The 25515-nt window shown below is 67.3% G+C and carries 27 protein-coding genes; 7 read left to right on the forward strand and 20 right to left on the reverse strand.

Annotated features, from left to right (window positions below; translation table 11 throughout):
• Positions 1–10: 10 nt before the first annotated feature.
• From NMI01S_RS26995 to NMI01S_RS27085, 18 genes are all read right to left on the reverse strand, one after another.
• Positions 11–1078, reverse strand: coding sequence for a hypothetical protein (locus NMI01S_RS26995; RefSeq protein WP_063001528.1), 1068 nt, complete (start codon positions 1076–1078; stop codon positions 11–13).
• Positions 1075–1629, reverse strand: coding sequence for a hypothetical protein (locus tag NMI01S_RS27000; protein ID WP_157126388.1), 555 nt, complete (start codon positions 1627–1629; stop codon positions 1075–1077). The genes NMI01S_RS26995 and NMI01S_RS27000 overlap by 4 nt, the downstream gene beginning before the upstream one ends.
• Positions 1626–2177, reverse strand: a complete 552-nt coding sequence (locus NMI01S_RS35080; RefSeq protein WP_157126389.1) for a hypothetical protein — start codon at positions 2175–2177, stop codon at positions 1626–1628. The genes NMI01S_RS27000 and NMI01S_RS35080 overlap by 4 nt, the downstream gene beginning before the upstream one ends.
• Entirely contained in the window at positions 2174–3301 is a 1128-nt protein-coding gene (locus NMI01S_RS27010) for a C40 family peptidase (RefSeq protein WP_157126390.1), read from the reverse strand. Before NMI01S_RS27010 ends, NMI01S_RS35080 begins: the two co-directional genes overlap by 4 nt.
• On the reverse strand, positions 3301–5067 hold the full coding sequence (locus tag NMI01S_RS27015) for a putative type IV secretion/conjugal transfer ATPase (RefSeq protein ID WP_063001531.1): 1767 nt from the start codon (positions 5065–5067) through the stop codon (positions 3301–3303). The genes NMI01S_RS27010 and NMI01S_RS27015 overlap by 1 nt, the downstream gene beginning before the upstream one ends.
• Entirely contained in the window at positions 5064–6542 is a 1479-nt protein-coding gene (locus NMI01S_RS27020) for an SCO6880 family protein (RefSeq protein ID WP_063001532.1), read from the reverse strand. Before NMI01S_RS27020 ends, NMI01S_RS27015 begins: the two co-directional genes overlap by 4 nt.
• Positions 6539–7948 (reverse strand): TrbL/VirB6 family protein, encoded by a 1410-nt coding sequence (locus NMI01S_RS36290; protein ID WP_157126391.1) that lies wholly within the window; start codon positions 7946–7948, stop codon positions 6539–6541. Before NMI01S_RS36290 ends, NMI01S_RS27020 begins: the two co-directional genes overlap by 4 nt.
• A complete protein-coding gene (locus NMI01S_RS27030; protein WP_063001534.1) occupies positions 7945–8760 on the reverse strand; it encodes a DUF8175 domain-containg protein in 816 nt (271 codons plus the stop codon). The genes NMI01S_RS36290 and NMI01S_RS27030 overlap by 4 nt, the downstream gene beginning before the upstream one ends.
• Positions 8757–9395, reverse strand: a complete 639-nt coding sequence (locus NMI01S_RS27035) for a DUF8175 domain-containg protein (RefSeq protein ID WP_063001535.1) — start codon at positions 9393–9395, stop codon at positions 8757–8759. Before NMI01S_RS27035 ends, NMI01S_RS27030 begins: the two co-directional genes overlap by 4 nt.
• 25 nt (positions 9396–9420) lie before the next feature.
• The gene (locus tag NMI01S_RS27040) at positions 9421–9657 is read right to left on the reverse strand and encodes a hypothetical protein (protein WP_063001536.1); all 237 of its coding nucleotides are present in this window, start codon (positions 9655–9657) and stop codon (positions 9421–9423) included.
• Positions 9654–10589 (reverse strand): alpha/beta fold hydrolase, encoded by a 936-nt coding sequence (locus NMI01S_RS27045; protein WP_063001537.1) that lies wholly within the window; start codon positions 10587–10589, stop codon positions 9654–9656. Before NMI01S_RS27045 ends, NMI01S_RS27040 begins: the two co-directional genes overlap by 4 nt.
• Positions 10590–10704: 115 nt before the next feature.
• Positions 10705–10989: a hypothetical protein gene (locus NMI01S_RS27050; protein WP_063001538.1), complete on the reverse strand. Its 285-nt coding sequence runs from the start codon at positions 10987–10989 to the stop codon at positions 10705–10707.
• Positions 10986–11645 carry a hypothetical protein gene (locus NMI01S_RS27055; RefSeq protein WP_063001539.1) on the reverse strand — a complete coding sequence of 220 codons (660 nt, stop codon included), beginning with the start codon at positions 11643–11645 and terminating at the stop codon, positions 10986–10988. Before NMI01S_RS27055 ends, NMI01S_RS27050 begins: the two co-directional genes overlap by 4 nt.
• Positions 11642–12091 (reverse strand): DUF8176 domain-containing protein, encoded by a 450-nt coding sequence (locus NMI01S_RS27060; RefSeq protein ID WP_501193598.1) that lies wholly within the window; start codon positions 12089–12091, stop codon positions 11642–11644. Before NMI01S_RS27060 ends, NMI01S_RS27055 begins: the two co-directional genes overlap by 4 nt.
• 362 nt (positions 12092–12453) lie before the next feature.
• Positions 12454–13986, reverse strand: a complete 1533-nt coding sequence (locus NMI01S_RS27070; protein ID WP_084513317.1) for a cutinase family protein — start codon at positions 13984–13986, stop codon at positions 12454–12456.
• A 6-nt stretch (positions 13987–13992) separates the two neighbouring features.
• Positions 13993–15090, reverse strand: coding sequence for a lipase family protein (locus NMI01S_RS27075; protein WP_063001542.1), 1098 nt, complete (start codon positions 15088–15090; stop codon positions 13993–13995).
• Positions 15087–16325, reverse strand: coding sequence for a cutinase family protein (locus tag NMI01S_RS27080; protein ID WP_084513318.1), 1239 nt, complete (start codon positions 16323–16325; stop codon positions 15087–15089). Before NMI01S_RS27080 ends, NMI01S_RS27075 begins: the two co-directional genes overlap by 4 nt.
• Entirely contained in the window at positions 16322–16945 is a 624-nt protein-coding gene (locus NMI01S_RS27085) for a hypothetical protein (RefSeq protein WP_063001543.1), read from the reverse strand. The genes NMI01S_RS27080 and NMI01S_RS27085 overlap by 4 nt, the downstream gene beginning before the upstream one ends.
• An 895-nt stretch (positions 16946–17840) precedes the next feature.
• Between NMI01S_RS27085 and NMI01S_RS27090 the strand changes: the two genes are divergently transcribed.
• Together NMI01S_RS27090 and NMI01S_RS27095 are read left to right on the forward strand one after the other, a co-directional pair.
• A complete protein-coding gene (locus NMI01S_RS27090) occupies positions 17841–18683 on the forward strand; it encodes an MmyB family transcriptional regulator (protein ID WP_167669948.1) in 843 nt (280 codons plus the stop codon).
• Between the two features lie 72 nt (positions 18684–18755).
• Complete coding sequence (locus tag NMI01S_RS27095) at positions 18756–19016, forward strand: hypothetical protein (RefSeq protein WP_063001545.1); 261 nt, start codon at positions 18756–18758, stop codon at positions 19014–19016.
• Between the two features lie 74 nt (positions 19017–19090).
• On the opposite strand, the gene NMI01S_RS27100 is transcribed toward NMI01S_RS27095, so the two are convergent.
• On the reverse strand, positions 19091–19834 hold the full coding sequence (locus NMI01S_RS27100) for a helix-turn-helix domain-containing protein (RefSeq protein WP_063001546.1): 744 nt from the start codon (positions 19832–19834) through the stop codon (positions 19091–19093).
• Positions 19835–20090: 256 nt separating this feature from the next.
• Between NMI01S_RS27100 and NMI01S_RS27105 the strand changes: the two genes are divergently transcribed.
• The 5 genes from NMI01S_RS27105 to NMI01S_RS27125 all read left to right on the forward strand — a co-directional run bounded on the left by NMI01S_RS27105 (position 20091) and on the right by NMI01S_RS27125 (position 23942).
• On the forward strand, positions 20091–20366 hold the full coding sequence (locus NMI01S_RS27105) for a hypothetical protein (protein WP_063001547.1): 276 nt from the start codon (positions 20091–20093) through the stop codon (positions 20364–20366).
• A 99-nt stretch (positions 20367–20465) separates the two neighbouring features.
• Complete coding sequence (locus NMI01S_RS27110) at positions 20466–21296, forward strand: helix-turn-helix domain-containing protein (protein WP_167669949.1); 831 nt, start codon at positions 20466–20468, stop codon at positions 21294–21296.
• A 36-nt stretch (positions 21297–21332) separates the two neighbouring features.
• Positions 21333–22238, forward strand: a complete 906-nt coding sequence (locus NMI01S_RS27115; RefSeq protein ID WP_084513321.1) for a hypothetical protein — start codon at positions 21333–21335, stop codon at positions 22236–22238.
• A 600-nt stretch (positions 22239–22838) separates the two neighbouring features.
• Positions 22839–23180 carry a hypothetical protein gene (locus NMI01S_RS27120; RefSeq protein WP_063001550.1) on the forward strand — a complete coding sequence of 114 codons (342 nt, stop codon included), beginning with the start codon at positions 22839–22841 and terminating at the stop codon, positions 23178–23180.
• Positions 23181–23456: 276 nt separating this feature from the next.
• Positions 23457–23942, forward strand: a complete 486-nt coding sequence (locus NMI01S_RS27125) for a hypothetical protein (protein ID WP_157126393.1) — start codon at positions 23457–23459, stop codon at positions 23940–23942.
• Between the two features lie 640 nt (positions 23943–24582).
• Here the strand turns inward: NMI01S_RS27125 and NMI01S_RS27130 are convergent.
• Complete coding sequence (locus NMI01S_RS27130) at positions 24583–25500, reverse strand: zinc-binding dehydrogenase (RefSeq protein WP_245717050.1); 918 nt, start codon at positions 25498–25500, stop codon at positions 24583–24585.
• Between the last annotated feature and the right edge of the window lie 15 nt (positions 25501–25515).

A 25515-nucleotide genomic window follows, 5' to 3' on the forward strand; every position in this document is an offset into this window, starting at 1 on the left:
TTGCGCGCCATCATGGTTCGATCTCCGCCGACGGCGGGGGCCCGAGAGCTTTGACGGGTAGGAGAACCGGTGGCCCAAAATCGACGCCCATATCGAGGTCACCGGTGACGCCGGTGACCTCGACCGCGACATCGCTGACCTCTCCGCCGAGCACTTCGAGCTGTTCGCCTGAATCGGCATCAGGCCAGCGGGTCGGGTCGGTGGCGCTGTGGGAGTTCATGTCCCGCAGCTGGGATTCGCCATAGCTGGCAAGGGTGTACTCGGCACTGAGCGCGCTCATCTGGGTGTGGAGTTCATCGACCGCGTCGTCGAGGGCCTCGGCATCGGCACGCGCATCGGCCAATGTGGTACGGGGGTCGTTGCCGGTGTCCTCGCCGTACCGTTCGGCCCACGCGTCGGCGGCGACGCGCTGCTGGTCGGACAGATCCGCGGTGGCCTCGGCTGCCGCCCAGCCCGCGCTGGCAGCGTGGGCACGGGCGGCGCCGGGGTCGAAGTCAGTGAGTGTTTCGGTGAGCCCGAGCGCGCTTTTTCGGGCCTCGATGAGCAGCTTCTGGTATTCGACCTTCAGGTCGTGTAGCCGCTGGTCTTGTGCGATCTGTTTGTCGTAGCGGCGCAACTGCTGGGTGTGGATCGCGTCTTTGCGGTTGTACTCGCCGCGCAGAGCGCGTACCTGCAGCCCGTGCGTCTTGTCGCGGCGTTCCTCGGTGGCTTTGTCGCTATCCTTGGCTCGGTCTGCTTTGTCTTGATCGTGTTGCAGGCGTGCGTTTTTGACTCGCATTTCGAGTAGGTGCTCACGGTAGCGGCCGGCCTTGATCGCCATGTCGGCCCAGTGCTCGAGGCGTCCGTGCTGAGCCCGATCGATGTAGCCCTGGATCTGCGCGGCGTGGACGTGGTTTTTGCGTTGCTGTTCGGCGATCCGGTCGTCTTGTCGTCGGGCGAATTCTTGCCGTGAGCGCGATTCGCTGCCGCGGCGCTGCATCAGGTTCATCGTCATCGCCGCGGTTTGCATTGCCTGCACGAATCCGGCTTTGACCGCTTGCCCACCCTCGTCGACCGGGTCACTGTTCCCCTGAGTCATGGCGCAACCTGCACATCCGACAACAGCCACCCAGCGCCTGCCCTGCTCTGCGTGCGGTCTGCGACAGCGAACACGACCAGCCGCAGCACAGGGGTGTTGTCGCTGGGTTGCATGCTCACCGTGACCACACGCGCCGCCCTCGTCGCGGTGTCGGCGGGGTGGTCATCGGCCGCGGTGCGAGCGGTCGCGGTGACCGTGACGTGTTGGTCGCGCCAGTGTTCCCACATGTCGGGTGTGACCGGTGCCAGGGCGATTGCCGCTGGTGCGCCGCTGCGTGCTAATTCGGGTTCCAGCAGCGGCGTCGCTGCGTCGAACGCGTGCCGTGGGTCGAGCCCCTCGCCAGGTCGGTAGGTGAACATCGTCTGCAAGGCCGCCGACATGACCGATTCGGGCGAGCACGGGTCAACTGCGGTAAACGGTGAGTCGAATCTTGCACGTGCGCAGGCGTTTTCATCCGGTGGGCGGCCGCGTGACGGGTGCTCGGTGCACGCGGTCAGCAGGCACGTTCCGGCCATGACAGTGAGCAAGGTGGTGAAGGGGCGTGACGTCATTTCGGGTTCCTCGGATGTTGGATCAGGTAGGTGAGGTCGGCGCGGCGCCAGTCGACCCAGACCCCGAGCTGATGGCCGGTGGCGGGATTGGTAGCGGCTTCGACGAGCAGGTCGAGCACCAGGCCGCTGGCGGACGCCGCCCGGTGCAGGGCATCCGGGTCCGCGACAAAGCGGGATGTGACGATGCGCAGGGTCGCCACGTCGGCGCCCCAGAGGTCTTTCCCGTGTGCGGCGAGCCAGATCGCTTGCAGTGCTGCGGCTTCGGTGGCGGCGTCGTCGCTATCGATGATCAGGTCGCGGTGAAACCGGTCGTGGGCCACGGTGTGCCCGTCGGGCCGGCAGATGGTGAAGGTCTGCCGCGTCGCGGAAACCCACGCCAGAAGATGCGGTCCCTCTGATGCCCGCCCGGCGAGCCGTTGCTCGGCGGTGACGCGGTCATTACCGCCTGCACTGGTCAGAGCGGTATTGCGATGCTTCGACGACGGGGGTACAGAACGTCCACGGACGGATCCCGCCTCACGTCGTCGATGCGGATTATTCGGTGTCACAGCTGTTTTCCCTCTTCCACTGTTGGGCTTCGGGGTTGTGGGGTGGTGTAGCGGCGGACGTCGAGGTGGTCGGATCCGGCGACTCGCGCAAGGGGTGCGGTGGTGATGGTTTCGCCGGATTGGGGGGCGTGTATGACCAGGTCGGTGCCGTCGGCGTCGCGGCCCGCGTAGACGGCGACGTGGTGGGAATCGCTCTCGGCCGGGGTGGTGAAGAAGATCAGATCTCCGGGTTGGCGTTGATCGAACGGAACCACCTGCCTGGCCGGTGAGTCTTGTTGGGCCTGGGTGTAGTGCGGCAACCGGATTCGGCCGCCCGACGCCTGGTAGATCGCGTACAACGTCAACCCGGAGCAGTCGAACCCGCCGCCCGTCGGGCCATCGGCGTCTCCCCCACCCCACACGTATGGGGTGCCGATCCACCGCTGCGCCGCGGCCACGACCGCTTGCCCGAACCCACTAGCCGGCACTGGCGCGCCGGGTGGTCCCGAGCCGGGGCCACATCCGGAAGCCGGTTGTCCTGGCGCGGGGACGGGCATGGACGCTGGGTCGATGTCGGCGAACATCGCGTAGAGGCGTTGGGCCAGGTCCAGTTGTCCGGCATAGGCGTTCGGTGCGGACACTTCGACTGCTTGAGCGAGTTCGGCCGAGGTCATCGAGGTGGCGCCGGTGATGGTGGCGACTTGGTTGTAGAACCAGTTGATTTGATAGATCGCATTCATCAGCGTGGCGATCCCGGCGCTTCCCCAGACGCTGACGCGCATCTGGTGCGGGCCCACCGAATCGTGGTCGGCGCCGACGCCGTCGTTGGGGAAGCTCAGCGATTCCGGGACGTTGGAGTTCGCGAGGTTGCGCAGCGTCGATTCGGTGATCATCGCTGCCAGTTCGGCGATGATCACCGACTGCGGGGCTCGGCGTTGTTTGCCGATCGCGACGCCGTTGCGCGCCAGCTCCAACTGCCGCTCGTTCAATCCCGCCAGCGATTGACCGGTCGGGCCCGCCACTCCCCCAGCGAGCACTGGGGTCGCACACGAGTCCACAGGCTGTATTCCGACGAGCACTGCCAGGAACAGGATCAATGCGATGGGCAGGCACACGATGCCTGCGAGCAGGGTTCTGGAGGACATCACTCATCGCCGTCCTCACCGACCTCGAAGGCCTCTGCCTCGAACGATGGCTGCGGGCCGTGGTTGTTTTCCCCGGTCAGGTGGGAGAAGCGGCGGTTGGTGTTGTGGATGTCGTGGGCGCGCTCGGTCGGGGTGAAGGTCATGCGGAACGGGATGCCCGGCGCGTCGGCTTCTCCGGTCTTGAGCAGGAAACATCCTGTGCCGGGCGGTGTTTCGCGCATGCCCGTGTTGTCGAGGTGATCGTCGGTCGGTGGCCGGGGCGCGGCCCAGGAGGTGACCAGCAATTTTTCGGTGTCGGTGATCGATACCGCCGCGCGGAGGCGTTCGATCTCTTCCGGTCCGACAGGGCCGATGATTTTGGCGCGGGCGCGTTCGAAGAAGCCGAGGGCTTTGGCTTGGGCAGCCGGCGAGTCGAAGGCAGCGAGGTCTTTGATGGTGTGGCTGCACATGATCAGCCCCGTGCCCAGCGGCCGGTTCAACCGGGTCAGGGCGTCGACGCGGTCGACCATGAACTCCCCCGCCCCCAGCACTCGCCAGATCTCGTCCATGACGACCTCGAACGTGCGCGGCGGCGCGAGACCTGCGTCGGCTAGGGCGTGAGCGGCGGCGACCGCGCCGAAGCCCTCGCTCCAGCACACCATCAGCACCGCCGCCAGCAGCTTCGTGTCGCCCTCGGGAATGCGGGACACATCGATGCACACCGCGGGGCTGTTCAGATCGAGGGGTGTGCTGGTGGGGCGGTCGAAGATCTGTCCCCACGGGCCCTCGATCACCGCGCGCAGCGACCGGCGTAGCACTTTGGTCGCCGCCCGGAACGCGACATCGTCGTCTTCCTCGGCAAACTGCCGCAATCGGTCTGCGCCGCCGGAGATCGTGGCCAGCAGATCCGACAGCCGCGGCGGCCGCTGCGGGGTGAATCCTCCTGCGGGGCTGTAGAGTTCGCGCAGCCCGGCGGCGATGAGGGTTTCTTCGTAGTCGGCGACGCGGGAGCCGCGGACCAGCTCGATCAGCCCGGCCACGATGTTGACTTGTCCGGCTTCGACACGGGCGGCGACCTGGCGGCGTTGATCCGGATCCGGGAGCTGGTCGATGATGGTGCCGAGGGCGCCGACAGCGAGGGGGTTGATGCTGCCGTGCCCGTAACCGAGGTCGACGACCTGCCCACCCAGGGCTTCAACCAGGTCACGGTAGTCGGGTTTCGTGTCGCCCATGCACAGCACGGTTTCCCCGGCTGCGACCGCCCCTGTTGCGAGGCGCCGGATCAGCGAGGATTTGCCGAATCCGTTGAGCGCCAGCACGAAGGCGATCGGTGCGGTGTTGAATCCGCGGGTGAACCACGACATCGGGTCGAAGTGCACCGGCGCGCCGGTGACGTAATGCGAGCCGACAGGGCAACCGACCACCGGGGCGGTTGCGCCGACCGCGAAGGGCCACAATCCGGCCACCTGCACCGTGGTCGCCCGCCATTCGGGCGTCGTTGGCACCACTGTCGCGCGGCCACCGCCGACGCCGCGGTACCCGCGGTCGGTCAAACTCGCTGCGGGCACCGCGAATCCGTCGCGAACCGAATCCTCCACCCGTCGTGCGGCAGTGGCGCGGCGATGATCGTCACTCGACAGCACCCAGCGAGCGCGCACCGCGGTCAGACCGCGCCTGGCGGCGGCCATTTCGGCCTCTGCGCGGGCCTGGGATGTCAATACGCGGATCCCCGCGACGGTCGTCGTTCGCGGACGGCGGGCCTTCCGGGTCTCGTTATGGATGTTCATGCGCTGAACCTCTTCGAGATCGAGGTGTGTTCGGGCAGGATCAGTCCGATGCCGAGGGAGGCGGCGAAGGCCGCGGCTTGGGAGCCGTAGCAGCGGCGCACCCGTAGCCGCGAGGCTGCGGTCATGGTGCGTACGGAGGCTTCGATGCCCGGTAGGTCGGCGTCGAGGACGTCGGTGACGGTGACCAGGACCCCGAATCGGGTGAGACCGGCGCCGCGGGCCTGTTCTTGACGGGCGGCGCGGGTGTTGTCGACGCGGATGGATGCGGCGGCCGAGGCGATGCCGCGTTCGGTCTGCTCGGCGGCCAGCGCGTCGCGGAAGTCGGAGTCGACGATGTCGGTGGCCTCGGCCGCCGAATGCAGGCGGTAGACAATCGCGACCCGTTTGCGTGGCACATCCGCGCGCGGGCGCAGCAACTCCTCGAGACCGGTTTCCAGCACCGCGCCCCGCGGCGGGGCGTCCATTTCCCAAGTGATGGATCGGGCCCCGTCGTGCACCAGATGGTCCCAGCGGTCCTCGTGCGCGATCGGGCCAACCGAATCCCACGACTGTGTAGCGGTGATCGCCGGGCCGGCCGCTTCGATGTCACGCTGGGCAGCCAGGTCGTAGCGAGACCGCACCAGCCCCAGCACCTCCCACGCCTGCAGCGGCGTGGCCGGCAGCCCCGCGCGGGCCAGTTGGGACAGCACCCCTTGCAGGCGTTGCCCGATCTCGCGGGCCTGCTCGGGCAGGTCCTGCCGCGTTTTACGGGACGTGCCGATGGCGCGGAAGGTGATCGCGACGCGGGCCTCGATCCGCACGCCCACACCGCCGATATCGGCGGCGGCCTCACGCATCACCGCCCGCGCAAACTCCGGCGCCTGCGGGCGGACCAGGCGTGCGACTTCGCGGCGTTGCTTGAGATGTGTTTCCGCGACGTTTTCGAGCACCGAGGTGACCGCGACGACCTCACCGCCGCGTGACTGCGAGGCCAGGAAATGTCCGTACTCGCCGACCCAGGCATCGATTTGGGCTTGGTCGACCAGTTCCTTCCCGCGCGGAAGCACCCGCAGCACCACCGTGCAATGATCGGTACGGCGAACATGGATGACCGCGAACCGCTTTCCGCCAGGGGTCTCCCACTCGGCCAGGCGTGAATCAGCCAGCAGCCCAGGCAATCTCGCCACTCCCGGTATCCGGGAAAATCGGCCGGACCGATACAGCAGTTCACCCCGCGCCTTGGCCGCCGCGAACTGGACCCGCAAGACCGCCGTCTCCCACCCGGTCCTGCCATCGACGGTGATGACAAGGGGCGTGAAAACCATTGCGGCGCAGGCGAGCACGATCAGCGTTGTGGGTATGGATCGGGTGATCATGAAGGTGGCCATGACGGTGATCAGCAGGGCCAGCGCGAGCATGCTCACTCCCCACGTCATGCCGAAGAACCCGGCCGAGCGTGGTTTTTCCCATCTGCCGTACATGCGGGGACTGGTCATCGCCGCACCTCCAACGGTCCGGGCGCGTCGATATCCCAGCTGTCACCGGCTTGGGACTCGACCGCCGAACTCGCCGACTGCGCCCCCTGACCGGCCAACTGCGCGCCCATGACGGCCGCTCCAGCGATGCCCGCCCCTGCGCCGGCGCCTCCAGCCGCACCCGAGCTGCCACCGGCTTGGCCAGCGGAGCCCGCCGACCGGCCCCCGGTTCCCGCCGGTGCGGCCCCTCCGGATGAGGCCCCGCCGCCGGGCGAAGCTCCACCACCACCGGTGCCGCCCGAGAGAGGACGGCCACCTCCTGCCCCGCCCGACGGGCCGCTCGAGGGCGGAGTGGGACTAGCGCCTCCGGCTCCGCTGGTGGTGGCGTTTTCGCCTTCGGTCATCTTGCGGGCCGCGGTACGGTCTCCTCCGGCTGCGCCCATGGCGATGCCCAGGGCGCCGCCGGCGAGTGCGGCGCCTGCTCCTCCGCCGCCGCTGAGGGTGGCGACCGCGGGCGCGACCAGCCGCATCAAGGCCGGCAGCACGATCGTCACCGACAACAGCAGGATCATTCCGAGCAACACCAGCTGCGGGTCTTGCTGCTGACCGGTGGTTTTCGTGCCTGCGGCGGTGAAGGCGATCGCGTAGATGAGGGCGCCGACCGGTTTCCACAGCACGAACGCCAGCGACCACGACAGCATCCGCTTGTACGCCTGCGACCCCGGGCCGGTGCCCGCGGCGGCAGCGGCCAACGGGATCGCGGCGACCACCAGGATCAGGACGGCTTGGCGGATGACCAGCATCGCGAGTTGCACGAGCATGCTGATCAGGCCGAGGATGCCTAGCACGAGCAGGATGCCGGAGCCGAGGTTGCTGTGATCGCGCAGGTTGTTGTCGACCAGCCGCTCGACTGCTCCGTGCAGGTCGCCGCCGGTGGCGTCGTTGATCACCCAATGACTGAATGCGTCACCGGCTTTCGTGCCGGTGGTGATCAGCGCGGAGAACATCATGGAGGCGAACACCGCCCGCGCGAACATGAGGAAGCTCTCCTGCGCTTCCCCCGCGACGCCACCACGTTTCGCCATCGCCAGCCGGGCGGCGGCGAACAAGATGCCCGCGATCATCAGCAGAACCTGCAAACCGCTGGTGTAGCTCCGAATCGACGCCAGAGCAGGCCCAGGCTCCCCCGTGGACGTCGCCAACTGCGGGGACGGCAGATTGACCCACCAGGTCACGTCGATTCTGAGCGCCTTGGTCATACCGTCGATCAGGGAGTCGACCATGCTGTCGAAGGCGGAATTTGCTACGGAGTCGGCGGCTTTGCCGCCGAGTTGTTTCAGCGCGCACACGGCGCCGGGTCCAGTGGGCAGGTCGCACACGATGTCCGGCAGCTGAGCATGGTTGACGGCGGCGATAGATGTCGTCATGTGGTGGTCCTCCATTGCCCGAAGCCGGCAAGAGTTTCAATGGGAACGCCTGGCTGCCAGAGCGTTTCGATGTCGTCTGGCAGGCGCACTCGCCAGTCGTTGTCGTAGGTCATGGGCCAGGAGGCGTAGGTGTAGCCGTCGCGGGTTCGGGTGGCGATGTCGACGACCGCGAAGTCGGCGCGGTAGCCGGGGCGGATGCGGATGCCGTCGGGGACGGTGACATAGCGGGCGGCATCCGGTGTGCGGGTGCGGCCGCGCGTCACCCTGGCGATGAATGCGTCGGTGTCCCCGACGAATCGGGACCGAATCACGTTCTGCCACACTTCTTCTGGCGCGGCGAGGGCGCGGGCGATCGCGTCGCAGGCAGCCAGCGCCGCGCCTTGCGGGGTGTCGGCGAACCCGGAGGCGATCCCGTGGTCGATGTAAGCCGGACCGTCACTGCCCGAAACTGGTAGCGCGGCGCCACCCCATCCGCGTTGCCAAGACATTTGCGCTGGTGCCGCGGTGAGGTAGTCACCCGCCGATGAGCTGGTGCGCGTGGCCGGATTTTGGGTCAGCGCGCGCCCTTCGTCGCCGACGACGACAAGGCGGTTGCCGAACAGGTCGGTGGTCGGAGGCTGGGCCGGTGTCGCGCTGAGCGGGGGCCGCGCCGCAGCCGTGGGGGTCGTTGTCGTGGGGGTCGTTGTGGATAAACCGGCGGACGGGGGTTGAGCGGCGTCATTGCCGCATCCGCTGAGCGGGACGGTCAGGGCGACGGCGAGTCCGAGCCAGCGGTGGCGGTTCGGTGCTGGGGTCGTGGTGGCGGTGTTCATCGGATCGGGAGCAGGATCATGTCGGTGGGCAGCGCGCTGGGCGCGGTCACGACTGCGGGATGGTGCCCGTCTGGGAGCAGGAGTTTCCAGTCGCCGCCCTGCCAGATGACGGTGGCGGTGTTGCAGGTCAGCGATGTGTCGGGTTGCTGGGTGTAGATCGCGGTGTCGGCCCGGTCTGGGGTGTAGCCGGTGATGCGGTAACCGAGGATCTTCGGGGGCGTGCCGGTGACCGGTGTGGTGATCGATACCTGGGCTCGCGCGACGGCCCAGTCATCGCGTCCGGCGCCGGGGGCGAGCATTTGTTGACCGACGGTGGCCCATTGATCGTCAGGTGCCACGGAGATCCGCACTGTGGCGTGGATGGCCGCCAACGCCGCCCCGGCGGGGGTATGTGTGAACCCTGCGGCGACCGCGCCGGTCACCGTTCGTGGGCCTTGGTCGGCCACTGGAAGCGAGATGCCTTGGTAGACGGTGGTTGTCACGTTGGTTGGCGCAGCGTGGATGTCCACGGGCAGTGATGAGGTGGCGGGCGGGTGCGTGTAGTCGCCGGGGCCGGTGCAGGCGGTGACGGTGGCGATGCCGAGTAGCCCGATCAGTGCGGTGAGGCCGGCGTGGTGGGTGGGGTGTGGGTTCACTGGTGTCTCCCAGGGTTTTCGGAGTTCAGTGGGTGGGGAACAGGGCGGCGGCGATGCCGCTGGCGGAGCCGACGAGAACAGCGGCGAGCAGAGCGCCGGCGAGTCCTTCGATCGCTTCGTCACGGTGCAGTCGCCATGCCAGCTGCCAGCCGATCCAGATGGTGCGAGCGATCGCGAGCAGCAGCACCAGCCAGGCCAGCCACCCCAGCAGCTGGGTCAGCGGGGCGAGAACTTTCGGGTCCAGACGGGTAGTGGCGCTCATGGCGCACCGTCGGTGTCGGAGGCCAGCTCGCCGTCCTGATCGAGCAGGAACTCGTCGACATCGGCGCGGTAGGCGACATCGAGGGCCGCGACGATCACCTCCGCGGCCGTGTCTGGATCGCTGCGCGGCAGGGAGTGCCCGGCACCGGGCACCACCTGCTCGTCGGCCCAGATCTTCTCAGCGAACCGGAACGATTGGGCGGCGGGCACGACCCGGTCGCGGTCGCCGGTGACCACGAACGACGGCACCGACCGCAACCCGGCCGCCGTCTCGGGGTCGAGGTAGAAGTGGCGGTAGGTATGTATGAGGTCGGTCAGCACCCGCGGATCCACCGGACGGGCGCCGGTCGACAGCGGAGCCTTGGATCCGAGCCGGCGTGCCGTGCGGCGGAAGCGTCGTTCGGCTACCGACGCGGCCGCGGCAGCGACATGGTCGAGCCTGCCGTGGCGAAGCATCTTGATCCGCGCCGCGGCAGTCGTGAAATGCCGCGGCAGGGCTGGGAATTCGGGGAATTCGCCGGTGGCGTTGAACAGCACCAGTCCCGACAGGGCGGCCGCGCGCGCCGGGTATCGCTGCGCGTAGGCCGCAGCGACCATGGACCCGGCCGAGTGCGTGACCAGCACCACCGACCCGGTTGCCTGGGTGAGCACGGCGTCGAGATCGTCGGCCAAATGCTCGAGGGTGGTTTCGACGCTGCGGTGAGGGCGTCCCGAGCGGCCGTGTCCGCGTTGATCCCAGACGATTTGAGCGATCTGGCCGTCGAGGCGATCGTGCACCTGTTCGGTCAGCGGCTGCCACCAGCTGCCGTCGCACAGCAACCCATGAACATAGACAACGGTCGCTGCGGCGAACGACGGCCCACAACGATCTCCGGCCAGCATGAGCCCGTCGCTGGTGGTCATGGTCAACGATGAGGTGTCGGTGAGTCCCATTGGTGCGAATTCCTTTGCCGCAGGATCAAGTACGTTGTTGGAATGGAGTGGCGTCAGCCGTTCCGCCGCGTCGGTCACCCGATATGCGGAGCTCTGAAACTCGCTGGCGCATCGGTTATTTGGCGACGATTTGAGTCATGATGGATCCGGCGCTGGTGGCGATGATTCCGCCGACGAGGGCGCCGAGCACGATCTTGGGGCTTTCCACCGCGCCGCCGTGCCAGCGTTCCCACCCGAATTTGCCGCCTGCGTAGATGAGTGCTGCGATGCCGGCGAGCATCACCGCCCACGCGAGCCAGTTCACGACCTTGGTCAGCCCCGCAGAGCCCGGTGGCGGCTCCGGAGTGATCGGAATCTGTTGCGCCAGAACAGCGATACTGTCGACGACGATCGAAGTCATGACGATCTCCTAGGTGTGGGATCGGGTTGGATCGGCCGGGTGGCGGCGATGCGGGCGGTGATCGCGGCCCCGGCCCGGTAGACCTCGGCGGGGACCGCTTCCCTCGGGTGGGCTCGCCGCGGTGGCGGTGAATCGTTGGGTGTGTAGGTGGCGAGCTCGTCGAGTTCATGGGTGAGCAGTTCGTCGTGCCAGCGGATCGGCCACACCGCGCCCCCGACCAGGGCGGCGACCGTGCTGCGGTAGCGACGTACCGCCAGCGGAACTCGGCCGGGCCGCGGCGGGACGAGCACGAGCCCGACCACAGTCACCCCGGCGGGTGTGAGCCCGGCGTGCCATTCCCGTAGCCGGTCCGCGGCCGCGACCAGCCCGGGCAGGCAGTCGCGGGCCGCGACCACTAACCGTTGGGTGGTCGCTGTCGAGGCGGGCCACGCGAGGCCGGTGTCGGCGGCGTGTGCCCACCACCGGGCCAGGGTCGAGGTGCCCGCGCCGCCGTGGGCGCCGAGCACCGCGAACAGCGGCGGATACGGCCCTGTCACGGGTAGCGGTGAATTCATCACCGGCGCGCGACGTTCCGGGTCCGGTCCTGTGACAGTGGTCGGGTCGAGTCGTCCGTCGGGGGGCGTGTACTCGGCGTGTGCGACGAGGGCGGCGGTCATGGGCCGGCCTGCTTTTGGATGTTGGTGATCAGCAGTCCGCTATCGGTCGGGCGGGTGTTGATCACCTGCAGGTAGTCGGTGCGGGTGCGGTCGGGATGCTGCTCGACCACATGCACGTTCGCGCTACCCGCGGCGACCGGCGTGATCGCCACGCAATAGGTGCTGCCTGCCGGGATCGAGGCGATCCCGGCGGCGAGCGCATCAGCGGCCAGACCAGCCTCCGGCGCCACGACCCGCAAGGCCGCGTCCGAGCTTCTGAGCCGGTAGTAGGCGTTTTCGAACGACGCCACTACCCCGGCGACCGTCCGTGGGTCACCGTCTCGATCGGTGACCGTGGCACCGGTGAGTCCGGCGCACGCCCCGCCGTCGGCTGCGGTTTTGCTCGACGGCGGGGCCGCGGTTCGAGTAGGAACTGGGGTGTGGCCGCCGGGGTCAGCGACTGTCATTCCGCCGATAAGTACGGCCACGGCGGCCACAGTCACCGCCGCCCCGACAACTATCCACGTCCGCGCGGACGGCAGATCCACTCGCGGATGCTCCTGTCCCCCCACCTCCGGTGCGCGCTGGATGTCGTCACCATCCGGATGCAGTTGCGCGGCCTCAGCCTGCGGCTCTGCTGACGGGTCCGGCTCGAGCCAACGCCATTCGTCACCTGCGACCGGGGCAGCGTATGTGGATAGGTTGTGTGGCACGGTGTTTCACCTCCTCGGTGGGGATGGGCGGGTGGTTAGGGGCCCTTCGGCGGAGTCGGCCCGCGAGGAACGATCTGATCTCTCTGGCGCAGAGAAACCGTCTCCGCCGAAGGGGTTCAAGGACTCGGCACGGCAGGGGGAGGGGTTGCCGTGCCGGTCCGCTCGGGGACGGAGCCGGACGTCGCCGGGGAGGTGGGCTCCGCTGTGGTGGTGGTCGGTAGTGGTGTTTCGGTGGCAGGGCGGGTCGCGGCGAGGTCGTGGGCCAGTGCGGTGAACCAGTCGGCGACCGCGTCTATGGCCGGTGTTCCGGTTGGGGTGGCGGGGGTGCTGGTGTAGGCGGCGTGGTGGCCTGCGGTGTCGCTGTATTGGGTGTAGGTGGCCAATTGGTAGAGCTGGTTGTCGTCGGTGACGGTGGAGGTGATGGCGTCGAAGGCCTGGTTCACCCAGCTCAGCGCGGTTTGCGGCGGTATGAGGTCGGCGACCGCGCCGGCGAGTTTCGCGCCGAGGATCCCGAGGGCGGCGGCGGGGTTGGCCATTCCGACGGTGGCCAGCTCGGCGATCGTGGCCGGGGTGAATACCTTCTGCGCCACCGACACCACGGTGTTGAGTCCGATCGTGCCGATCCGGAACAATGCGGCCAGCGCGTCGTCGGGGCCGGGCATCGGGGTGCTCGGGTCCGACGCCTCCGCCAAGCGTTGCCCCAGGGGTTTGGTTGGTTGGTAGCTCAGCTCGTCCAGGCTGTTGCCGGCGATGTCGTCGGTGACGACGCCGATTGCCGTTTTCCAGGTTGTGGCCGCCAGCGCCTGAGCGATGGTCGAGATGGCGGCAACCGGATCACCGAGGTTGGATTGAGCGGCAATGTTTTTCACCGTCTGCGTCAGTGGCGAACCGGCGGGGGCGTCGCACGCCAGATCACCTGGTACGCAGAGGTCGGCGACGCGACCGGCCAATGCCCCGAATCCCGCGTCCTCGCTGCCGTTGGCGCTGATGCCGGTGCCGTTGCGCGATGTGTTGGCGAAGTGGATAGATGCGACCGCTGCTCCTGTGGTGCCGGGTGCTGGTGCGGGGGTGGTCTGTTCCGGGCGGCCGGGAAGAACGTCGCTGCCCGTTCGCGCTGGGTTGGCCAGCAGCGCGATCCCGGCGATGGAATCGGCTTCCAAGGTGGCGGTGTTGTCGCCGACGCGGTGGGCGACATTGGCGACGGCAGCCACGCCCTGTCCGTAGCCGACCGCCGCGATCTTCGTTGTCGGGCAACGATGTACGACTTCGCTGGCCTCGGATTCGAGCCGCTGCGCGGCGCTGGTGGTGGCCTGGCCGTAGGGTTCGGGCTCGCCGGTCTCGCTGGTTCCGTAGGGGATGTAGAGACGCTGGATCAGGTCCCCGGCGCGCGCCTCCAGCGGTGTGAACAGTTGGCCGAGGGCGCCGGTGTCCAGAGTTGGTGCGGTGTCGGTCGCCGACTCGTCCGGGCCCTGGACCCCGAACACGAACAATGCCGGGCACCGGTCCCCGATCGGCACCGCCGGATCAGCCGTCGCTACCTGGACGTCGCCACCAGCGATCAGCGAGGCCCCCACCGCTGTCACGCACACCCGGCGAACCAGGTTCTTGCCGTCGACTTTCCGGAAGTGCCGAGTTGTGCTGCATCGCATTGCTTTTCACCCCTCGCTAGGTCGGCTGAGGTAGTCGGCCAGGTGCGCGATGGTCTCGGTGATGGCGTCGCGGGCGGTGTCGAGGTGGCCGCGGTCGTAATTGCGCCAGCTCACCTCGACCCCGCCTTCGCGGTAGGCCGACAGCAGGCGGGTGCTCTGTCCGATCGGGACCAGCGCGTCGCGGGCGCCGTGGTAGAGGTGCACCGGTACGCCCGGTAACTGGTCGAGGGGGATGGTTTCGCGGGCCAGGACGTAATGCCACATGGGATCGGTCCACGGCTGTGTGCGATCGCACCAGTGCTCGATCGGGCGCCGATACTGCGCGAGCAGCGTCGGGGCACTGTGGGTTTCGGCTTCGGCGATGATCTGTCGGCCGTCGGCCGAGAGCACGTGGCGCAGGGGCAGATGGTGGTAGGCGCGTGACAAGCCGATGAGCCCGGCCAGCACGAGCGCGGAAAACGGACTGGCGTTCAGCTGGGCCGCCAGCGCGCCGGGAACGGTGATGGTGGCGCCGGCCGCGATTCCGCGCAGGTCCACCTCCGGCGCGTAGGAGCGGTGCAGTTGCGCCGCGACGGTGACCGCGCGAGCGCCGTCGGCATATCCCCACGCCACCACCGGTGATCTCTGCGTGTTCAGTTCCTGGATCGAGGCGGTGGCGCGGGCGAGGTCGAGGGTGTGGTGTGCCGCGGCGCGGGCGGCGAGAAAGGTGTGCGGGCCCTGGCCGGTGATGCCGAGGTTTTCCCCGTCCGGGACAGCGACGATCCAGCCGCGCTCCTGCGCCGCGGTGATCGGTGCGGTGTCGGGTTCGGCGCCGATGGCCAGCAGCCGAGATGATGCACAGGGTCCGCCGAGTCCGTGGAAGGCGGGGCAATACAGCAGGATTGGGCCGGGCGCGAGTTCGGGATCGGTGTCGGGGGCGATCACGATGCCGGAGGCCGTGGTGAGTTCGCCGTGGGTGTCGGTGGAGGTGTAGAGGAGCTGCCACGCGGCGCCTGCCCCGACCAGCCCGGGTGTGTCGGCCCTGCGGATGCGCAGGATGCGGCCGGGCTCGATGGAGTCGTGGAGGGTGGGCGGGGTGTAGAAGTCGGTGCCGGTGTCGTTCATGACTGGTGTCCTGCGGCGTCGTGGGCGAGAGCGGTCATCCAGGCGACGCCGGAGGCGAGTTGCCCGGTGGCGAGATAGCCGTTGTGGCGGGCGACGGTGTCGCCGTAGTGCAGCCACACCGCCGGGTTGATCAGATCAGCGTTGTCGGCCACCAGCTGGCCCCAGGCGGCGGCGAGCTGGCCGGCCAGCTTCGGCACGACGCCGAGCGGGTTCGCCGCCGCAGCGGCGGTGATCTGATCCCATCGCTGGGCGGCTTCCTGCGCCTGATCCGTGCCCGGTGCGGGGGTTCGGGGGGCGGCGGCGTCGATGAGTCGCTGCGCCAACGGTTTTCCCGGAAGGTAGTCGGCGTCGCCGGGGTCGGTGTGAAAGTCCTCGGCGAGCACCGTGGTCCACGCCCGCCCCATCGCCGTCGAGAACAATCCGTTGATCGACAACAGGGCCGCGATCGGGTCGCACAGGTCGGCCTGGGCGGCGATTTCCGCGCCGACGCGTAGCAGGGCCGCGTGGTCGGGCGCCGAGCACGCCAGGTCGCCGTCGGTGCAAATATCAGCGACACGACCGGTCAGCGCGCCGTAGCCCTCACCGTCGGTAGCGATACCACTTCCGGACGCGGGCGGATTGAGGATCTGCACTGCTGCTACTGCGGCACCCGGTGTGCCTGGTGCGGGGTCTGGCACCGTTTGTCCTGGCCGGCCGGGAATGACCGGGGAGTTCGGGAGCCGGTCGGGGTTGGCGTAGAGCACGATCCCGGCGATCTTGTCCGGCGAGACCGGTCCATTGCCGCCGCCGACCTGCTGAGCGAATTGCGCCATCGCCTGGGCGCCTTGCGAATACGCCACACCCGCCAGCAACGTGCTGGGGCAGGCGTTGGTGATGTCGATGGCAGCGGCATCGAGGCCGGCCAGCGCCTCGGTGGCCGATTCCGCGTACGGTGCCGGTCCGCCGCCGGGAACGATCCCGCCGAAACCCGCCTGGTACGGAATGGTGCTGTGTTGCACAAGGTCCGGAGCCGCGGCCTGGACCTGGGCCAGCAATGCGCCGATAACTCCGGTGTCGGCGGTCGGGTCGGAGTTCGATTGGCCAGTGCCCTGGATCCCGATCACGTACAACGCTGGGCAACCGGGACCGATCGGCACAGCATCGGCTGCGCCGCTCCCCAGACCAGTCACCGCTGCGGCACACGCGCTCACCGCGGCCGTTGCCAGCGATTTCAGAGTGCACGTTGCGGCGGTCATGGCTGGCCCACCCCGACTCCGACGCCGAATCCGGCACCGACCGTTCCGCCGGCCAGCGCGCCCGCCACCGCAACAGGGATACCCGCGATGGCAGCGCCCGCTGCCGCCCCGGCCGCAGCACCGACTGCCGTTCCCGCGACGCCGGAGGTAACGGTGCCGACCACCGGGACCGGCACCACGGTTCCTACTGCGGCACCGGCGATTCCGCCGATCGTGCCGCCGATCAGCCCACCCACGACCGCGCCCGCAATGGCCACCGGTGCGGCCGCCACCGCTCCAGCCGCGCCGCCGATACCGGCACCGGCCAGAGTTGCGCCACTGACCCGGTCCGAGCGCCCTGCCGGGATGCCGATCGAATCCAGAGCGGTAGCGACCTGCGCTTCCGCACCAGCTGCGGTGTTGTTGATGCAGTCACGTACTTGGGGTGGAAGCCAATCCGGTGCCGGCGCCTGCCATTGACCGATACGAATCGTGTTGTCCGGCGGCTGAATCGGCGCGACCGGCGCCACCGGCTCGGGCAGATGCAGGTCTTGCACCTGCACCGGTGGCGCCGGCTCGTCGGCAGGTTCGGGCCGCGGGGTGGACCCGTTGCGGACCTCGGGCGGCTGCTCGATATACACCGGCTGCGGCTCGGGTGCCGGTTCCGGTTGAGGTTCCGGCGCAGGTGGGGGCAGCGGTGTCACGGTGCCGGGCTGGGATGGGCTGGTAACGCCAGGCTGGTCAGCGATCGACGCCGTCGATGCACCCGCCGCGCCGGCGCACGCGAGTGCGATCGACAGCGGGACAGCACCGGCAACCATGAGCGACGCCGGTCGGGACTTCTCTGTCTGTGACCGATCCGACCCTTTGTAGGGTGTCGGGGTTCTTCTCTTGGCGTTTCTGAATCCTGTTTTCGGCATGCCGAATAAACCCTTCGTACGGCGGGGAGGGAAAAGGAAGGAATGAATGGTGTGGCGTTTCGGGGATCAGCGCCCCGGCGTCGTCAATGCCGACTGGACCGGGGCGCTGATCCGGTGTTTTAGCAGGTCAGAGGAACGGAAGGACGAGCGAGAGCACCTGGGCGGCGATCGTCAGTCCGTTCGAGACTGCCGCAGAGCCGGTATCGATCCAGGAAAGAACGACCATCGGATCCACAATCAATTTCCCTTCGGAGCAGGAGCAGTTGCCCTACCATCAAAACGCGGAAAATTGTGATTCACCAGGCGTTGAAGGGATGGAGTTTTTATATATACTCGCGCTATCCCCACAAAGAGGTGGATTTACCTGCGACAGCGGCGAAAATTGATACTCCCAGTATCCCTCGAAATTTTTCCCGCACGTCGCCGATTGGTGAACACCACGTCGTGAACACCGCCGTGGGGTCGAGGTCGAGCGCGCCTCTTCGCCAGTGAGACCGCTGGTTATTCGTTGCCGCCATCGGGGGATTCTGGTATGAACGAAAGCGCTCGGGGGAGACAGCTTTTCACCATTTCCTGTATACGTTGGTACGAAAGTGTCTTCGTTCGAGGGGGTTTCATGACCGCCACCACACCCGATTCACCTGACGCTCGACAGCCACCGGATGTGCCCCGTTTGGCTGGTAATGTGCCAGTTGGAATTCCAAGCCTCGGGCCCTGGCTACGGGTGATGCGCGAACACCGCGACCTGACCCGCGAGCTGGCCGGCCAGTACACACACGTCAGTGCCGCCTATCTCAAATCGGTCGAGGTTGGTTCGGCGACTCCGCGCCGGGACACACTCGACAAGATCATCACCGGTTACGAACTCTCACCCGCCCAGCGTCGCCACACCGTCGACTTGTGGGAACCCGCCGCAGTCCTGGCTCCACTGGACGAGCTGCGTGAGCGTATAGCGACTCCTGGTCGCCGAGGAGAGTTGGCGACATGGGACGCCCGGGCGATTGCCTGTGGCTTCTGCGATCCCCTGTGGAATGTCGTGGCAGCCAACCAGCAGTTCCAGAGGCTGTTTCCCGGCCTGGACCAAGCCGAGAACAACCTCGCCATCTGGCGATTCTCCGCGGCAGACGAATCGTGTCGCCAGGGCCCCGAAGAGGACGCCCAGTTCTTCGTGGCGACTCTGCGTGCGGCGTTGGGCCGCTTCCGCGATGCGCCGGAGGGAGCCCGGCTCCTTCGACAGCTCGCCGGCAGGGCCCGATTCGCTGGGCTGTGGCGTAGCGGTGTCGAGGTCGCCTACGACATTGGTCCGTCTCCGCGCCGCTGGGGCGACCGGGAGGAGCTCGTCACCGTGCAGGTCACCGAGCTCGTCGAGGAACCCGGGGTTCGCTTGTTCTTGGCGTATCGAACGCGCGCTGCCGGGCATCAGAGCGCGGACGACGTTGGGGCACAACCTGCTTCATAGTGTGAGGGAGGTGTTGGTGTCTCGACTGATAAGCATATAGACACCACAGATTTTGAGGACGCCGCAGATGCAGTGGCGGCCCCGCACGAGCCGACCTACCCGGTCTCTGTCGGCGCTCGCGCTCTGCACAAGTCCGAAGCGTGGTATCTGCGGCAGCTGAAAGCCGACGCGCTGCCGGGACATCGGGCCGGGCGAACATGGTTTCTCACCGCCGCCGACATCGCCGCCGCCATCGAACACACCGCCACCGCCGCCACGCCACCGCAGCGGCCTACCTCGCCGTCGGCGCCGCAGCACCGGCGCCGCCGGCGGCGACGCCCCGGACCCCCGTGACGGTGTGCGTCACGGGCGGGCGTGGCCCGGAGGGAAGACCGCCAGGCATCCGCCTGTTCCCTCTCGGGCCACGTTCATGCACTCACCCGCGCCAACTCTTGATCCGCCGGGGTGAGCTGGCCCTGCCACCACCCAACACGGGGCGGAAACCGCAACTCAGACGCGGTAAACGAGTAGTCGACCGTTTCTCCCGTCCCGGGGTTGGTCATGCGTGCGCCGTAGATGTAGTCGGCGGTGGCGGGGCGGGTGGTCCACCACGTCTCCCATTCCGGCACCCGACTGCAGACCTCGAGCAGCCGCTCCCGCTCACATTCGGGCATCACGCACTCGATCAGTGGCGCGGCACCCCAGATCAGGCCGTGGGCGATCGTGCGCCAGTCCTGCCCGAGTAGTTGCCGCGTCCACGGGTCGGTGACCAGCCACTCGTAGATGCTCACCCCTGCGTGCAGATGCATCAGGGACTCACACGCCTGGTTGGCGGCCACGATGCGCCCCATGACGGTGTTGAGGATGAACACCGGCACCGTGATCGCCTCGATAGCGCGAAGCTCCAGGTCACAGGGCGCACTGTCGTCGGACCGAAGCCGCCCCTCCTTCGCCGACACCAGAAGCCGGACGTTATTCTCCTGAATTTCGAGCGCTCCCAGCACTTTTCGGAGGTTTTCGTCGACGAGCGGACGCTCATCGCGCTCTATCGCCTTGATCGTTCCCGCTGCCAGCCCGACCCGCCGGCCCAGCTCGGCTCGATCCAAATCCAGCTGCTTCCTGCGTTTTTCGACGAACGCTCCCAGGCCTCCGAACCTCGCCGGTACCGTCACGGTCTTACCTCCCCGTCGATCGTGTGGAGCGACCGGCCACAAGTTGTGGCCGCTGCAACCGTTGCCCCCCTGCACTGCGCACACAATGCTAGAGCCAGATCGCAAGCGCATACAGGCCGCAACCACACAATCCGGTGTGACGCCGGTCATGAATACACAGGGGTATATGCGTTTCGGCTGCCACATCGTCGAGGCATGCCATCGTGCAACACATTTGGTTCGAAAGCGCCCACGGCGCAATGCGGGAGGGAATTGAATGATGAGTCCACAGCGCCGGGAGTTGTTGTCATCCGACCTCGACCGAGGCTACCAGGTCGCGTCGCAGGTCAGCGACGCCGCGAACCTCATCCAAACCTACGCCGACACCGCCGACGACCTCGAATTGGCGGCATTTGTTCGGCAATTCGCCGTGCAGCTGCGCACCGAATGCATGCTCCGCGACCGCGCCGAATTACTCGCCGCCAAGAAACCGCCCATGTCATGGGCAGAATTCAGCGCTCGCCACCGCACCGACACCAACGAGCGGCGTTGAAGCACGGTGATCGGTCACCGTCGAATGCGCGCGAACTCTATGAATATTCATATTTCAGATCCGGTCGAGACGGCGTCGGGGAGAGACGGAGACAGGCGGGTGAACCGAGTACGCGGCCACGCAGACGGCACGCATCCACCCAGACGTACCCGACGCGCCCGCGCCGCCGCGCGGGTAGAGGTGCCGGACCTGCACCTGTGGTTGGATCAGCTACGCCAGGCGCGGGGCTGGTCACGCGAGATCGCCGCCGCTCGCGCCCGGATCAGCACGGCCTATCTATTCAAGATCGAGCACGGCCGGTCCGTCCCCACCATCGACACCCTGGCCAGGATCGTGCGAGGCTACGACCTCGATCCCGCTCAACGTCGCCACACCTACGACTTGTGGAACCCGCCCCGGCGACTGCCGGCCGACGACGAACTACGGCGCCAGATCGCGACACCGGAAGTCAACGCCCATATCGCACACCTGGATTCCGCGCGCATCATCTGCGCCTACACCACTCCCCTGTCGACCGTGCTCACCGCCAGCGACCGGCTCTATGACGCACTGCCCGGACTTCGTCAGGCCGGTAACAACCTAGCGCTGTGGTTCTTCCAGCCGCCCGCGCGCGAGCTGGTCATCGACTGGGACGACGAAGCACCTCACGTGGTCGCCGCGCTGCGCGCGGCCATCGGCCCCTACCGCCGCCACAGCCACCATGCTCGTGCCCTGCTGCGCACCCTGGCCGCCAACCCACAGTTCGCCGAGCTCTGGACGACACACCCCACCTCTGTCAGCTACGGGCGCCCCTCCGGCAGACCGGTCCTACTGCGGCACAACGGTTCTCCCAGTCCGGCCGCTATCTCGCTGCAGATCAGCGAATTCCGCAGCCCGCACGCCATCCTCGTCGCATACGGCATCAGCAACGCCAGCGCGGAATGCAAGTAACCGTCCGTGTCACAGCACTTTTCAAGGTAGAACATCATGCGTGTTTTCATGACCGGGATAGCTCATACCACTGGCGCCCCGCGGCCGATCACAGGAATAGAACCTATTGCCGCCGAGCCAGGACTCCTCGATGCCCTGCGCGAGGTCGGGTTATCCACCTATCGGCACGCTCGCGACTCCCCCATCGATATGGCCGCGACCTGCATCGCGGAGACGCTCGAACATTCACGGATGCCGGCGTCCGAGATCGACATCCTTATGCTCGCCTCCTCCACCATCGGGTTCGGCCAGATCGAAAACACTGAACTCCTGCAACTGAGCGAGCGTTTCGGCCTGGCCCACGCCACACCGATCGGGGTGTCGGCCGCCGAGTGCGCCAACTTCGGCACCGCCCTGCATCTCGCGCGCACGCTCGTCGCCTCGGGCGAAGCCCGCAGCGTGCTGCTGGTGACCACCGACGCCTGCACCACACCCGAGCAACGCCTGCTCCGCCAAGTCAACTCCGTCGTCAGCGATGGTGCCGCAGCCTGCCTCGTCACCACCGAACCCGCCCGCATCGAAATCCTCGCCACCGCCACAGCCACCAACCAGCTGATCCGCGCGGCCACCACCCCCGACACCATCGCCGCGCTCACCCGCCGCACCCTCATCGGCCTCGCCGACGAGGTGCTACTCCGTGCGAACATCGACCGCGCCCAGGTCAGGCAAGTGATCACCAACAACATCAACACCGAAGCGCTACGGTTCATGACCCTGTCCGCCGGCCTCGACCACAACCTCTGCTACCTCGACAACGTCGCCGAATTTGCTCACGTGCACTCTGCAGATAACCTGCTGAACCTGCAGAGCTATCTCGAAGACGGCGCCGCACCGGACCAGATCGTCCTTACCATCAGCCATGCCTTCGGCACATGGGCACTCGCTCCCCTCCGGATCCGCTGACAAAGATTACGACTTCCACCAACCCCGGAATCGAACGGTCCGAGCCTGGGTAGTAGATCTCGCGGTAGCTCACCAGCCCTTCCAGATGCGGTCGATGTGTTGGTAGACGATCCGCGGGTCGTCCAGATGGTTGGTTGGCAGACGCCGCAAATGGGCTGAACCGCAGGTCGGCGGTGTTCGGCACGGCATGAACCAGTGGAATAGGGCTGCCGTTAGCAGCCGATCACCGATTCTTCAGGGACCTACAGAACGTCGACAGGACGTCGCGGAATTATTGCCCCTTCCGGAAACCCCTCCGACTGGCTGCTGGCGAGCCCGCGTAAGCGTCGTCGCAGCGTCTCGATCGCGCGTGACGGATCCACTACCTCCGCCGACGACGTCCAAGGGTGTGCCGCCTGCCGGCCGCACAGCAGGTTGCGGTTCGGTGGCACCCGGTGGTGTGGCATCGTCAATGGCATTGGGTTGGTGCCGGTTTCGGCGTTGACCTCAGCGAGGAATGGGGGATGTGGTGTGAATCCTGTACGCCGCCATCGCACTGGTGTTTTCACCGCCGAGCTCGATGGACTCGAGGTTCGAGGGTGGAGCCGAACGGTTGACGAGATGCATCAGATCGTGCGGCGACTGGGTGGCGGCGGGCACCTGTTGTCGGCATCGGCTGACGTCGCGGACAACGACGCGGATCCCCAGCACGCCGGCGCCGGATATCTCGACCACGGGGATCTGACGATCGGCGAGCTGGGGATGCGGGCTGTCGACACCCTCCGCGCCGACGACTTGGCGGCTATTGATGAGATCCGTTCTCGCATACCCCGAACAGACACGGCGATCGTGGAGTGGCTGCGACGTCGCGCGGCCGAGTTGGAAGCGTCTGCCCCGCAGGTCGGCGAGATCGAGGCGTTCAACAGCGACTACCGGGTCGGTCCCCCGCGATGTGAGCGCTGAGGCCAGATCGTTCGCGTATTACCTCGGATGGGTCGACCCCCAGCAGATCGTGCACACACCCGATCGGCCGTGGGGCGATTTCGGGGGCCGCCGGGACTACATCCCGAAGGTCATCTGCCGAGCACTGCGAGAGGCCACGACCGCGGAGGCGTTGCAGCAGTGGGTGATTCAGTTCAGTGTCTACGACCCGGTCGGGCTGGTTCGCGTCGACGGCCCGGACGGTCCGATCTTCGCGGTCACGACTGGCGGGAGCCATCGCGTGTGCACACCGCGCGGATGCTCGGTCTGCCGAAGCTGCTCGGCCTCGTCCGGACCAGCATGCTCCCCCAACCCCTCTACCTGCACGCCCGACCCTACGGGCCCGCGCGCGTCGACCGTCACTGCCTGCCCTGGCGTGGGCTCCATGAACGCGGTCTCCTCGAGGTCGACACCAGCAGCGTCACCGACCGCTGGATTCCGACGCGAATGACGGCCGAATGGCTGCTCATGCCGCCCACCCGATCGGCTCCGATCAACGCCGCCTACAACCGGATCTACCCGGGCGCGCTGAGCGCAGCCACCGGCCTGAGCGATGCGCAGCTCAGCGATCCGGTCGCGCTGGGACGGGCACTCATCGGTTCGCCGTGGCGGCCGCGGCTGCTCCGCCGATGGGCACAGGAGAGGGCGGATGAACGACGGCTGCACCGTCAGATCGGGACGGCGTTTGTTCCCCGTGGCGGCCGCGCGGACCGGCGTCCCGCAGAGCAGGATCCGGCACGGTAGACAGCGGACAAGAAGCTCGATCTGCTGCACCGAAGCACACGATCCGGCAGGCAATTTGTGACATCGACTATGGTTGGCGATTTTCGTGGACATAGATGCTGGTCCGAGACATTTCGTCCGCGACGAAGGTGCGGGCGACCCGAAAGCTAGGAGCAGCATCGATGCCGACCTCGAAACGCCGCCCCAGCGCGAACCATGCACGTGTTCTCGCCGCGCAGATCTGGAGAACGCATGTTTACGATGGAAACCGCCACCAAATACGTCACCGGCCTCGTCGAATCCACCGGCGCCGCACGAGCCACCGACTTCGACGTCCCCGCCATCGTGGACACCCTACCGCCTGGTGGTCGAGGACTGGGAGTTCGACACCATCGACCGGCGCAACTTCTGAGCCGTCGTCGCCGGCAACATCCTGGCGCCGCGCACCGACACCGCGACTCACACTGGGTCTCCGGGAGCACGCGGAGACCCAGAGCGCGTCGGCTCAGAGCAGTAGCCGGCGCGGCTCGCAAGCGCGGCGCCGGACCCTCTCACCCCGCCGCAATCGCAGGCCCCACGCCGATAGCCAGCCAAGGTGAATAGCGGCCGGGTCTTTCGGACTGATCCGGCGCTTTTCAAGCCTTTCAGACCTGGCCATTCCTTACGCGGGGACGATCACCAGCTTGCCGATGTGGTCCCTGGACTCCAGGCGAGCATGCGCTGCTGCGATTTCGGACAGTGTGAAGACCGAATCAACGCGCGGATGGAGCTCATACCTACCGACCAGGTCGAGCATGTCTCGGAAGTCCTGAGGGGTTCCGAGAGTCGTTCCGAGGACAGACGCCTGTCCGAAATACAACTGCGGCACCTCGATCGTGGCGGTCCGTCCCGCACTCGACCCGAAAACGGCCACCCGGCCACCCGGCTTCAGGCACGCGATCGAATCGGCCAAGGTCGAGCCCGCGCCGTTGATGATGACGTCCACACCGCCCTGAGTCGCATCGCGGACATCGTCGACCCAGTCCGGTTCGGTATACAAGAAGCCTGCTTCAGCCCCGATTTCGCGGGCGGCGCCGATCTTGGCCCGGCTTGAGGAAGTAACAAGGACCCGCGCTCCGATAGCGGCCCCGAAGGCGACTGCGAAAGTCGACACACCACTTCCCGCACCGAGGACCAGCAGTGTCTCCTCGGGTTGCAGTTTCGCCCTGGCGAACATCGCTCGATAGGCGGTCAGCGCAGCGCACGGCAGGGCAGCGGTCTCCTGCCAGGACAAATGGGGCGGTTTCGGAAACAGGTTGACCTCGGGGACTGCGACCCACTCGGCATAGGTGCCGTCGGTTTCATCGCCGAGGATGGAGTATCCGGGGCTCGGCGCCTCCTGCCGATCACCCCAATTCAGACACGGATAGATCACCACCTCCTCGCCCGTATCGGCACGGACGCCCGCCCCGTCCATACCCAGAATGCTCGGGAGTTCCAATCCTCTTCCGCTTTGGCGAACGATGACGTCGTGCCAATTCAGAGAGCTGGCGCGAAGCTGGACGATTACCTCGCCGGCACGCGGAGTGGGGTCGGGCACTGTCTCGACGACCAA

Source organism: Nocardia mikamii NBRC 108933 (assembly GCF_001613505.1).
In the GTDB taxonomy this organism is placed as follows: Bacteria; Actinomycetota; Actinomycetes; order Mycobacteriales; family Mycobacteriaceae; genus Nocardia; species Nocardia mikamii.